The organism is Pseudomonas sp. C9-3, from assembly GCF_032392015.1.
Lineage (GTDB): Bacteria > Pseudomonadota > Gammaproteobacteria > Pseudomonadales > Pseudomonadaceae > Pseudomonas > Pseudomonas nitroreducens.
In genome coordinates, this window is sequence record NZ_CP135919.1 from 5,140,932 (window position 1) to 5,152,851 (window position 11,920).

11 protein-coding genes are annotated in these 11,920 nt (G+C 66.8%); 1 reads left to right on the forward strand and 10 read right to left on the reverse strand.

The genetic code is table 11. The features are described 5' to 3' along the window. Positions 1–175 precede the first annotated feature (175 nt). The 9 genes from RS899_RS23645 to RS899_RS23685 all read right to left on the reverse strand — a co-directional run bounded on the left by RS899_RS23645 (position 176) and on the right by RS899_RS23685 (position 9,542). Positions 176–898 (reverse strand): PqiC family protein, encoded by a 723-nt coding sequence (locus RS899_RS23645; RefSeq protein ID WP_169942531.1) that lies wholly within the window; start codon positions 896–898, stop codon positions 176–178. A gap of 151 nt (positions 899–1,049) precedes the next feature. Next, entirely contained in the window at positions 1,050–3,314 is a 2,265-nt protein-coding gene (parC, locus tag RS899_RS23650; protein WP_054906341.1) for a DNA topoisomerase IV subunit A, read from the reverse strand. Between the two features lie 7 nt (positions 3,315–3,321). Continuing rightward, positions 3,322–3,846 carry a retropepsin-like aspartic protease family protein gene (locus tag RS899_RS23655; RefSeq protein WP_233297363.1) on the reverse strand — a complete coding sequence of 175 codons (525 nt, stop codon included), beginning with the start codon at positions 3,844–3,846 and terminating at the stop codon, positions 3,322–3,324. Beyond that, on the reverse strand, positions 3,843–4,895 hold the full coding sequence (locus RS899_RS23660; RefSeq protein WP_315808207.1) for an esterase-like activity of phytase family protein: 1,053 nt from the start codon (positions 4,893–4,895) through the stop codon (positions 3,843–3,845). Before RS899_RS23660 ends, RS899_RS23655 begins: the two co-directional genes overlap by 4 nt. Next, a complete protein-coding gene (gene parE, locus RS899_RS23665; protein WP_054906338.1) occupies positions 4,895–6,790 on the reverse strand; it encodes a DNA topoisomerase IV subunit B in 1,896 nt (631 codons plus the stop codon). The genes RS899_RS23660 and parE overlap by 1 nt, the downstream gene beginning before the upstream one ends. An 11-nt stretch (positions 6,791–6,801) precedes the next feature. Continuing rightward, positions 6,802–7,431, reverse strand: a complete 630-nt coding sequence (locus RS899_RS23670; RefSeq protein ID WP_315808208.1) for a YqiA/YcfP family alpha/beta fold hydrolase — start codon at positions 7,429–7,431, stop codon at positions 6,802–6,804. Positions 7,432–7,506: 75 nt separating this feature from the next. Further along, positions 7,507–8,316 carry a 3',5'-cyclic-AMP phosphodiesterase gene (cpdA, locus tag RS899_RS23675; protein WP_233297366.1) on the reverse strand — a complete coding sequence of 270 codons (810 nt, stop codon included), beginning with the start codon at positions 8,314–8,316 and terminating at the stop codon, positions 7,507–7,509. A gap of 159 nt (positions 8,317–8,475) precedes the next feature. Continuing rightward, positions 8,476–8,934, reverse strand: a complete 459-nt coding sequence (locus RS899_RS23680) for a DUF1249 domain-containing protein (RefSeq protein WP_045216166.1) — start codon at positions 8,932–8,934, stop codon at positions 8,476–8,478. Continuing rightward, the gene (locus RS899_RS23685; RefSeq protein WP_054906335.1) at positions 8,925–9,542 is read right to left on the reverse strand and encodes an NUDIX domain-containing protein; all 618 of its coding nucleotides are present in this window, start codon (positions 9,540–9,542) and stop codon (positions 8,925–8,927) included. Before RS899_RS23685 ends, RS899_RS23680 begins: the two co-directional genes overlap by 10 nt. A 229-nt stretch (positions 9,543–9,771) precedes the next feature. Here RS899_RS23685 and RS899_RS23690 point away from each other — a divergent pair, with 229 nt between their 5' ends. Continuing rightward, positions 9,772–10,524, forward strand: coding sequence for an RsiV family protein (locus tag RS899_RS23690; RefSeq protein WP_233297368.1), 753 nt, complete (start codon positions 9,772–9,774; stop codon positions 10,522–10,524). Between the two features lie 89 nt (positions 10,525–10,613). Here the strand turns inward: RS899_RS23690 and cytX are convergent, their stop codons facing one another. Then, a complete protein-coding gene (gene cytX / locus RS899_RS23695) occupies positions 10,614–11,900 on the reverse strand; it encodes a putative hydroxymethylpyrimidine transporter CytX (protein WP_315808209.1) in 1,287 nt (428 codons plus the stop codon). Positions 11,901–11,920 lie beyond the last annotated feature (20 nt).

An 11,920-nucleotide genomic window follows, 5' to 3' on the forward strand; every position in this document is an offset into this window, starting at 1 on the left:
CTTGAGTCTCTCGCAAGCTCCGCGCGGAAACGTCCGGGCGCCAATAGCCTGCACAAGCGCCCGTAGATACCACAGGGGCCGTCAAGAAGATGTCAAAACCGGCCACGGCAGAAGCAAAACGGCCCGCAAAGCCAAGCTCTGCGGGCCGTGGGATTTCGCGCCGAGACGTGCCGGCTTAGAAGCGGTAGACCTCGACGTCAGTGCGGATCGGCACCACCAGCGGGATCTTCGGCCCCTCTTCCTTGGGCTTGGCCGCCTGCTCGGTGTTGGCCACCTGGGGCTTGCGCGGCGGCGCGGCCTGCTGTTCAGCGACTGCCGCGGCAACCGGGCGCACGTCGCGAGCCAGTTGTGCGGACAGCTTGCGCAGCAGGTCACCCTGGGCTCGGACCTGGTCCTGCACGCTGCCCGAGTGCGCCTCTTCCTCGCGGAACACGCGGCTGTCGCGCAGCTCACCCTTCTGGTCGAGCAGGCGCCAGCGCGCCTCCAGCACCGCCGGCTCCTTCGGGCCGGAATCCAGGCGACTGATGGTCAGCATGACCTGCACCTGCGGAGTGAAGCCGGGCTTCTCCGGGAACAGGGCCAGGCGGGTGCTGTCCAGCTCGCCCGACAGCAGACGCATCAGCTGCTGGCTGACGTTGGTTTCCAGGCTGCCGGCCCAGCGGGCTTCGGTCGACAGGTTGAGAATACCGTCGGCCTGGCGCTGGACCATGGTCTCGCGCTTCAGGTAATCGGCCAGGGACACCGGGCCGAGCAGAACAGCGACGCCGTTGTCGCGGGTCGGGACAGGAACCGCGCCCGCGTCCAGTTGGTACAACTGGGTCGGTCGATTCACTGTACAGCCCGTCAGCCCAAGGAGGCTGACGAGGGAAAATAAGGCCAAGACGCGCCAAGCGCTCATCTGGTTCACCGTCATTCGCCGAAAATCGGCGCTACTTCCAACAAATTTCACTATGGCTTCAGGCAACGCGCCGAGGCGCCAGTAGCCAAAGGGACGTATCATCCCTCAACCGGCGCCTCAGCTCCAGAGGCAGAATGTATCGAACCGCGTTTCAATCCTGAGACAGCGATTCTACCAGCAAGGCGTCCACTCGCTGGAAACCGCGCGGCAGTTTGTTGCCACGACGGCCCCTTTCGCCCTTGTAGTGCTCCAGATCGTCACCCTTGAGCGAAAGCGTACGCTTGCCCGCCTGCAGCACCAGGGTTGCGCCCGTCGGAAGCACGGCGAGGTCGGTGAGATACTCCTCGCGGCTCGCCACGCGGTCGCCCGGCACGCTGATGATCTTGTTGCCCTTGCCCTTGGCCAGCTGCGGCAGGTCGGAAACCTTGAACAGCAGCAGACGGCCTTCGGTGGTGACAGCGGCGATCCAGTCCTGCTCCAGGTCGCTGACCGGCCGCGGCGCCATGACCTGCGCGCCATTGGGCAGGCTGAGCAGCGCCTTGCCGGCCTTGTTCTTGGCCTGCATGTCTTCGCCCTTGGCGACGAAGCCGTAGCCGGCGTCGGAGGCCAGCACGTACAGGGCATTATCCTCCGGCAGCAGCACGCGCTCGAAGGACGCGCCCGGCGGCGGCGTCAGGCGGCCGGTCAACGGCTCACCCTGGCCGCGGGCCGATGGCAGGCCGTGGGCGGCCAGCGAATAGCTGCGGCCGGTGGAGTCGATGAACACCGCATACTGGTTCGAACGGCCCGGCGCAGCGGCCTTGAAGCCGTCGCCGGCCTTGTAGGACAGGCCGGTAGCGTCGATATCGTGGCCCTTGGCGCAACGCACCCAGCCCTTCTCGGACAGCACCACGGTCACCGGCTCGGTCGGCATCAGCTCGGTTTCCGACAGGGCACGGGCCTCGGCGCGGGCGACGATGGGCGAACGGCGGTCATCGCCGTAGGTCTCGGCGTCGGCGACCAGCTCGTCGCGCACCAGCTTGCGCAGCTTGGCATTGGAACCCAGGATCGCCAGCAGCTTGGCGCGCTCCTTGGCCAGTTCGTCCTGCTCACCGCGGATCTTCATCTCTTCCAGGCGCGCCAGCTGACGCAGGCGGGTGTCGAGGATGTAATCGGCCTGCAGCTCGGAGAGCTCGAAACGCTGCATCAGGACCGGCTTGGGCTGGTCCTCGGTGCGGATGATGTGAATGACTTCGTCGAGGTTGAGGAAGGCGACCAGCAAGCCTTCCAACAGGTGCAGGCGCCTCTCGACCTTGTCCAGGCGGAACTGCAGGCGGCGACGCACGGTGTCGGTGCGGTAGGTCAGCCACTCGCTGAGCACCTGGCGCAGGTCCTTGACCTGGGGTTTGCCGTCCAGGCCGATGACGTTCATGTTCACCCGGTACGAGCTTTCCAGGTCGGTGGTGGCGAACAGGTGGGTCATCAGCTCTTCGGCGTCCACGCGGTTGGAGCGCGGGATGATGACGATGCGGGTCGGGTTCTCGTGGTCCGACTCGTCGCGCAGGTCGGCGACCATCGGCAGCTTCTTGGCCTGCATCTGCCCGGCGATCTGTTCCAGCACCTTGGCCCCGGAGACCTGGTGCGGCAGCGCGGTGACCACGATGTCGCCGTCCTCGACGCGGTAGACGGCGCGCATGCGCACCGAGCCGCGGCCGGTTTCGTAGATCTTCTGCAGGTCGGCACGCGGGGTGATGATTTCCGCCTCGGTGGGGAAATCCGGGCCCGGCACGAAATCGATCAGGTCGGCGACCGTCGAACCCGGGTTATCCAGCAGGTGCACGCAGGCAGCCGCCACTTCACGCAGGTTGTGCGGCGGGATGTCGGTAGCCATGCCCACGGCAATACCCGTGGTGCCGTTGAGCAGCAGGTTGGGCAGGCGCGCCGGCAGCACGGCCGGCTCGTCCAGCGTGCCATCGAAGTTCGGCACCCAGTCCACGGTGCCCTGGCCCAGCTCGGAGAGCAGGGTCTCGGCGTAGCGCGACAGGCGGGCCTCGGTGTAACGCATGGCAGCGAAGGACTTGGGGTCGTCCGGCGCACCCCAGTTACCCTGGCCATCCACCAGCGGGTAGCGGTAGGAGAACGGCTGGGCCATCAGCACCATGGCTTCGTAGCACGCCGAGTCGCCATGGGGATGGTACTTGCCCAGCACGTCGCCGACGGTACGCGCCGACTTCTTGTGCTTGGAGTCCGCGTCCAGGCCCAGTTCGCTCATGGCATAGACGATGCGCCGCTGTACCGGCTTGAGGCCGTCGCCGATGTGCGGCAGGGCGCGGTCCATGATCACGTACATGGAATAGTTCAGGTAAGCCTGTTCGGTGAAGTCGGCCAGTGACCGGCGCTCCACGCCCTCCAGACTCAGATCGAGGGTTTCGCTCATGCGTGCCTCACGGTGTAGATCGCTGGCGCAGCACCAGGGTGCCGTCCTGCTGGGTGAAATCCAGTTGTCTGAGTGCGCTCATGCCGAGCAGCACCTCGTCGCCTTCCATGCCCGGCGCGATCAGCGCCGGCACATCGGTGAGGCGGATGTCGCCGAGCTGCAGGCTGGGCAGGCGCGTGCGCCAGCCCTGGCTGCGGCCGTTGGCGGTGTCCAGGGTGATCGGCAACCCGCGCGGCAGGCCGAGCCGGTCGGCCAGGCGCTGCGGCAGGGCTACCTGGGTAGCGCCGGTGTCGAGCATGAAGGTCACCGCCTCGCCATTGATCCGGCCGTCGGCCACATAGTGGCCGGCGCGGTTGCCCACCAGCCGCACTTCCACGGCGCCATTGGCGCGAGTCGACTGCGGTTGGGGATTGGGATTGTGCTGACGGGTTTCCCAAGCGCCGAAATAGTGGGTGGCGAGCAGGATGCCCGCGCCCCAGGCGAGGAACATCATGACCTTGCCGACCCGCTTGCCCGGTACTGCGTCGTTCATTTGCCACCAAGCCAGCCGCCGGCCGGCGCCGCGAAGCGCAGCACGTAGGGGCGGCCATCGCCGTCGGCGCGGGCATGTTCGCCGTTGTCCAGGCCGATCCAGGCGCCCTGCTCGTCGAGGATCAACGCTTCGGCCACGCCATAAGGCAGATCGTAGCGGCGCTCCGGGGCCAGTGCACCGGCGGCGAAGGACCAGCACAACTCCTGCGCGCCGGTCTTGGCGTCACGGCGGCAGATCTGGTGCGCCAGGCGCTCCAGGGTGAACAGCTTGTCCTTGAACAACGCGATATCGGAGAAATCGATCGGCAGCGCGCGCTCGCTGCCCAGTTCCGGTGGCGGCATTGCCGTACCGCCCTCGCTGAGCATCACGCAGTTGCCTTCGCACTTCCAGGTGCCGTTCTCGTTGCGCACCTTGAGCAGGCCACGGCGCTGGCGCTCGGCGGCCAGCCACAGCTGCTTGCCATCGGCGCTGACGGCGATGCCTTCGTAAAGCGCGTTGAACTCCATCAGCAGGCCGCTGGCGCGCGCCTGGCGCAGCAGGCTCTGCGGCAGCGGAAGCCAGCTCGGCTCGCCGGCGGCGGGAAGCAGCAGGACGGCCGCGTAGCCTTCGCTGACCACATAGCGGTTGCCTGCCTGGTCGCAGCTGATGCCTTCGAAGTCCATGGCCCCACCCCGCAACAGCCCACCGACGGCAACCCGCGCACGGGTGCCCCAGGACAGCCCGCTTTCCGGGGTGCCCGGCACCACGAAGGGTTCTGCAGTGGCCTGCCAGGCCTTGCCCGGCGCTTCGTCGATCAGCAGTCGATAGATACGGTCGTCGTCGCGGTCGGACACCGTCCACATCTCGTTGCCGCACAGTGCGAGGCCGGAAAGGTTGCCGCTGGGCATGCCCTCCACCGGATGCTCGGCGACGAACTGCAGCGACGCAGGAGCCACGGGCGCGGCCAGCGGCGCGCCCGCCTTCGGCGCCTGTTCGGGCGCCTGGGCAGCGCCCGCGGTGCCGACGAACAGGCTCGTCAACAGGCAGGAGCAGGCCAGCAGCCAGCGCATCAGGCGAAGTCCGCCAGGTTGCCTTTGGTTTCCAGCCAGGACTTGCGGTCGCCGGCGCGCTTCTTGGCCAGCAGCATGTCCATGATTTCCAGGGTGCCTTCGGCGTCTTCCAGGGTCAGCTGGACCAAGCGGCGTGTGTTGGGGTCCATCGTGGTTTCGCGCAGCTGCGGCGGGTTCATCTCGCCCAGGCCCTTGAATCGGGTGACCTGCGGCTTGCCACGGCGCTTTTCGGCGGCCAGGCGGTCGAGGATGCCGTCGCGCTCGGCTTCGTCCAGGGCGTAGAAGACTTCCTTGCCCAGGTCGATACGGAACAGTGGCGGCATGGCGACGTAGACGTGGCCGGCTTCCACCAGCGGGCGGAAGTGGCGGACGAACAGCGCGCACAGCAGGGTGGCGATGTGCAGGCCGTCGGAGTCGGCGTCGGCGAGGATGCAGATTTTGCCGTAGCGCAGTTGGGTGAGGTCGGCCGCGCCCGGATCGACGCCGATGGCCACGGCGATGTCGTGGACTTCCTGGCTGGCGAGCACTTCGCCGCCGTCCACTTCCCAGGTGTTCAGGATCTTCCCGCGCAGCGGCATGATCGCCTGGAACTCCTTGTCCCGCGCCTGCTTGGCCGAGCCACCGGCGGAGTCACCTTCCACCAGGAACAGCTCGGCGCGCATCGGGTCCTGCCCTGCGCAGTCGGCCAGCTTGCCGGGCAGCGCCGGGCCCTGGGTGATCTTCTTGCGCTCGACCTTCTTGCCCGCCTTAAGGCGGCGGCCGGCGTTGCTGATGGCCAGCTCCGCCAATTGCAGGCCCAGTTCGGGGTGGGCGTTGAGCCACAGGCTGAAGGCGTCCTTGACCACGCCGGAAACGAACGCGGCAGCCTCGCGGGAAGACAGGCGCTCCTTGGTCTGGCCGGAGAACTGCGGCTCCTGCATCTTCATCGAGAGGACGAAGGCGATGCGCTCCCAGACATCTTCCGGCGCCAGCTTGACGCCGCGCGGCAGCAGGTTGCGGAATTCGCAGAACTCGCGCATCGCGTCCAGCAGGCCCTGGCGCAGGCCGTTGACGTGGGTGCCGCCCTGGGCAGTGGGGATCAGGTTGACGTAGCTTTCCTGCAGCGATTCGCCACCCTCGGGCAGCCACAGCAGGGCCCAGTCCACTGCTTCCTTGTTGCCGGCCAGCGACCCGCAGAACGGCTCGTCGGGCAGGCGCAGGTTCTCGGAGACCGAGTCGACCAGGTAGGAACGCAGGCCATCCTCGTAGTGCCACTCGATGCGCTCGCCGCTGGCCTTGTCCTCGAAGCTGACCAGCAGGCCGGGGCAAAGCACGGCCTTGGCCTTGAGCACGTGTTTCAGGCGACTGACGGAGAACTTGTGCGAGTCGAAGTACTTGGCGTCCGGCCAGAAGTGCACGCTGGTGCCGGTATTGCGCTTGCCGACGGTACCGACGACTTCCAGGTCGCTGGACTTGAAACCGTCAGCGAAGGTCATGCGGTATTCGTTGCCGTCGCGCTTGACGCGCACCTCGACCAGCGTCGACAGCGCGTTCACCACCGAGATGCCCACGCCGTGCAGACCGCCGGAGAACTGGTAGTTCTTGTTGGAGAACTTGCCGCCGGCGTGCAGCTTGGTGAGGATCAGTTCGACGCCGGGCACGCCCTCTTCGGGGTGGATGTCCACCGGCATGCCGCGGCCGTCGTCGATTACCTCCAGCGAGTTGTCCTCGTGGAGGATCACCTGCACGCTCTTGGCATGGCCGGCGAGGGCTTCGTCGACGCTGTTGTCGATGACTTCCTGGGCCAGGTGGTTCGGGCGCGAGGTGTCGGTGTACATGCCCGGGCGCTTGCGCACCGGATCGAGGCCGGAGAGAACCTCGATGGCGTCTGCGTTATAGGCGTTCTGCTGGGCCATGGGGTTCCTGCTTAATCAGTCGAAGATGTGATGGCTTCAAAGGCGGAGAAGTCGATGTCGCGCCACTGGCTGGACGGCACGCCGGCGAAGGCCAGCAGCGCCGGCAGATGGCTGACGAAGCGCTGGAAGCTGTGATCGCCGCCGGACTCGATGCGCAAGGCAGCGGCCCGGTAGTAGCGCTCGGCGGCGCGGTAATCGAGGGTTTCGTCGGCGGTCTGCAGCCACACCTGATAGCGCGAGCCGTCGGTGGGCGTGGGGACTTCCAGTTCCGCCAGGGCGGCGACGTGGTCCAGGGTCAGTTCCCAGGTCTCGCCGCTGTAGTAGTTGGTCTGCGGGCCGAGCTGGCCGTCGAACAGCCGGTGCGGGGCCACGGCCGGGTTGATCAACACGGCCTTCAGATCATGGCGTTCGGCCAGATACGTGGCGTAGTAGCCGCCCAGGGAGCTGCCGATCAGTACTGGCTGGCCCAGGTCGGCAACGGCGGATTCCAGCTGCGCCATGGCCTTGCGCGGATGATGGTGCAACGCGGGCACGCGCAGTTGCTCGGCCACGCCCAGGCGCTCCATGGCGGCCGTGAACTGGCGCGCCTTCTGCGAGCCGGGCGAACTGTTGAATCCGTGGATATAGAGGAATGCGGTCATGGGCCGGGAGGCTACAAGCTGCAAGTGGCATGCCGCAAGTGGGTCAGCGTCGCAAGGCGTTCGAAGCGTGACCGATCAATAACCCTTGATGCTGTAGTCGACTTCGAACTCGATGTCGGTCACGCGCGAAACGCCTGTCTCCACCCGACCATCGGCCATCAGCCGCAACCAGCGATAGCCCGGCGCCGGGCTGTCGACGCAGAAGTCTTCGCTGCCGGGAGTGAACTGCACGCAGGTGGACGGCGAAGCCAGCAGGCGCACGTCGCCGCGCATGCGGTCGATCTCCTGGTGCACGTGGCCCCAGAGCAGGCAGCGCACGTTCGGATGGCGGTCAATCACGGCGAACAGGCGCTCGGGGTTGTAGATGCCGATGCGGTCCATCCACTGGCTGCCGATGGGCACCGGGTGGTGATGGAAGCTGATCAGCAGGTGCTTGTCTGGCGCGGCCTGGATGGCGCGCTCAAGCAGATGGATCTGCTCGACGGTCATCTGCCCCGGCACCGCGCCGGGAATGGTGGAGTCCAGCAGGATCACCCGCCAGGCGCCCAGGTCGATCACCGGGTCGAGCAGGTCGGTATCGGCGGCGGCCTCGCGCATCGGTCCCATTTCGTCGTGATTGCCGGGGAACCAGCGGGCCGGCGCGGCAATCGATGCGGTGATTTCGCGGAAGCGCTGGTAGGACTCTACCGAGCCATCCTGGGAGAGATCACCCGTGGCCAGCACCAGGTCGATCGCCGGTTGCTCCTCGCCCACCAGTCGGACGACCTGGGTCAGGCTGTCGGCGGTGTCCATGCCCAGCAGCCGGCCGTTCTCTTCGGCGAACAGGTGGCTGTCGGAAAGCTGGACGACCAGGACGGAATCGGAAGCGGTGGGCTGGGTGGGCAATGCGCCTTCTCCTGTGAGGCGGGCGTGCGGGGATTCGTGACGAAGTATGGTGACAGGCGCCCCCCTGAGCAAACCGGGAAAGCGTCACAGATCACAGTTAGGGACACGAGTCTGCGATGGACGGGCAGGATATCATGGCATGCTGCCACTACCGCCATCTCAGCGTTGCAGTACCGGCTCCAGCTCATGGCCGCAGGACAGGCAATGGCTCAGCCATTCGCCGAGGAACTGGTTGAGCTGATTCTTCTCGTCCGGCTGGTGCATCGCCTGGTTCGGGTAGGGGTAGATCGCCAGCAGGCGGCGCGCCTGTTCGGCACCGACCACCTCGGCCATGCGGGCATCGTGGTACACCCGCACTTCCAGCTTCGGCGCCGGCAGCCAGGGCAACCCCAGTTCCTGGCGTACCTGCAGGACAGTGGTGTATGGGCAGGCTTCGATCACGTCCAGCGCCAGCACGCCGAGCAGCCGCTCGCCTTCGCTGAGCGCCACACGGCGCGAGACCTGGGCCTCGCGCATTTCCGGCAACAGGCGCATCAGGCGCAAGTAGTTCGCCTCACAGGTCGCCTGCAACCCCGCCAGGTCGACGCGATAGCGCTCGCGCAGCAGATTCACACCCATAGCCCCCTTACCTCGGCGCGATTGAGCGCCAGCCATTGCAGGGCGAGCATGCTCGCCGCGTTGTTGATACGGCCGTCACGCACGGCCTGCAGTGCTTCTTCCAGCGGCATGACGTGGACGCGGATGTCCTCGCCCTCCTCTTCCAGCCCGTGAATGCCGGAGGCGTTGCTGCTGTCGCAACGACCAACGAACAGGTGCACCAGTTCGTTGCTGCCGCCGGGCGACGGCAGGTACTGGGCGATCGGCCAGAGCGCGCCGAGAGTCAGGCCGGCTTCTTCCACCGCTTCGCGGCGGGCGACCTCCTCGGGCTCCTCGTCCTTGTCGATCAGCCCGGCGACCAGCTCCATCAGCCAGGGATTGACCCCGGCGTCCATGGCGCCGACGCGGAACTGCTCGATCAGCACCACTTCATCGCGCTGCGGATCGTAGGGCAGTACGCACACGGCATCGTGGCGCACGAACAATTCGCGGGTCAGCAGCGGCCCCATGCCGCCGGCGAACTGGCGGTGCCGCAGGCGCAGGCGGTCGACCTTGTAGAAGCCCTTGAAGCACTGTTCGCGCTCCTGGATCTCGATATCCTGCGGGCCTGGCTTGAACGTTTCCGACATCCCGTTCTACTCCCGTTCCTACTGACAGTACGTTGAACTTCGCGCCATCCTATCGCGCCGCCGGAGCAGGCGCAGCCTCTTTCGCGGGCGGCCGGGCGGCCGGTCTGCTGTGACCGTCGCACACTGCCGGCGTTCCGCCAAAGTGGTTCATACTCACCCGCCGAACCGGCAGCACCGATGGCGGTCGAACCACTCCAATTGCCGGCGAACGTCAACGACAAGGATTCCCATGCGACTTCTGAAACTTGCCGCCCTGGGCAGCATCTGCCTGTTACTGGGGGCGTGCCAGGGTCTGTTCAAGCCCTCGCTCGACGAGCCGCTCACTGCGCGCCACACCGCTTTCGAACACGCGCAGCCGGGCTGCCAGGGCGAGCAATGCCCGCTGTTCAACCTCGATACCCTGAGCTTCGACGACGAGCCGGCGCTCAACGAAGCGATCAATGCCCAACTGCTGCAACTGGCCCGCGAGGGCGACGGTGCGGCCCCCGCCAGCCTGGATGTCTACGAGAAGCGCTTCCTCGATTCGGCGCAGCCCGGCTGGAGCTCCTACCTGCAAGCGAAGATCCGCGAACAGCATGACGGTCTGGTGATCATCGAGCTGTCCAGCTATCGCTTCACCGGCGGCGAGTACGGCCAGCCCGGCCGCGCCTTCATCAATTATGATCGACGCCTCCACAAGGTGCTCACCCTGCAGGACATTCTCCAGCCCGGCCAGGAGGACAACTTCTGGAAAGTGGCGCGCATGGCGCACCAGGCCTGGATCCTGCAGAACAAGCTGGACGAGCAGGACCCGAACTTCTCGAAGAACTGGCCGTTCCAGCCGACCGAGCACTTCGCCCTGACCTTCGGCGCGCTGACGCTCAAGTACGACATCGACCGCATCGCCCCGCATTCGGTCGGGCACCCGGAGCTGAAGATTCCGTACCCGCGCCTGAACGGCATCGTGAAGACCTATTACTTCCCTGGGCGCGGGGCGCAGTAAAGGCCCGGTTCGCGGGCAAGCTCGCTCCTACGAAGAGCACACCCGGCGTTACCGGGTGCCTGTAGGAGCGAGCTTGCTCGCGAACAGCGTTACGCAGAAGCCGGCCCTTTCACGCCCACACGCCCCAGCAGCAATTGCAGCACACCCGCCACCACCAGCGCCGGCAGGGTCGCGCCCAGGTCCGGCTGGTAGTTCGCCAGCAGGTGATACACCACCACGCCGCCGCCCCAGGCCAGCAGCGAGCCCCAGCGTAAGCCATGGGGAATCGCGGCCGGCGCGCGGCGACGGAGGACGAAGTGATCGATCAGCACCACGCCGAACAGCGGGGCGAACACCGAGCCGATCAGCAGCAGGAAATTCTGATACTGCTCCAGAGGCGCAAACCAGGCGATCAGGGTACAGATCACACCGATCGCCAGCGCCAGGTGTTCGACCTTGAGCGGTAGCAGGATGCCACTGGAGACCGCCGCCGAGTGGATGTCGGCAAAGGCCTTCTCCGATTCGTCGAGCAGGATCAGCAGCAGAGGGATGCCCATGCCCGCACCGGCCAGCGCCAGCAGCAGCGCGTTGGCGTCACTGCCCTGGGCGAACGCCAGGGTGTAGGCCACGCCCAGGCCCATCAGCCAGAAGCAGCCGATGAAGAAACCCAGTGCCGCGCCGGTGAAGGTGTGCCCGGCGCGCTTGCCGAAGCGCGAGTAGTCGGCGATCAGCGGCAGCCACGACAGCGGCATGGCGATGGCGATGTCGAAGCCCACGGCGAAGGACAGCGAACCATCGCCGGCCTTGGCCCAGAGCGCGGCCAGGTCGGCACGCTTGAACAGGTCAATGGTCAGCCAGATGCACGCGGCGATCAGCAGCCAGATGCCCCAGCGGCGCAGCACGCGGCGCACGAAGGCCAGCGGGCCGGCGACCGCCAGCAGGGTTGCCAGCGCACCGAACACCAGGGTCCACAGCGCAGGGTTGCTCCAGGCGCCACCTTCACCGAAGGCGCGGGTGGCCAGCAGGCTGGCCGCATCGCGCATGACGATGATCTCGAAGGCGCCCCAGCCGACCAGCTGCAGCAGGTTGAGCAGCGCCGGCAACGCGGCGCCGTGGCCGCCCAGGCTGAGCTTGAGCGAGGCCATGGCGGACAGGCCGGTGTCGGTGCCGATCACCCCGGCGCTGGCCAGCAGCAGCACGCCGACCAGGGTGCCGAGCAGGATCGCGCCCAGCGCGCCGGCCAGGCCCAGGCCCGGCGCCAGCAGCGCGCCGGTCTGCAGCACCATCAGGCCGATGCCCAGGGAGAACCAGAGGGAGAACAGGTCGCGCAGGCCGAGCACGCGCTGGGCGCTGCCCACGGCGGAGGTCGGTGAATAATCGATGGCGGTAGTGGTCACGATGCGTGCAGGGCTCGAAG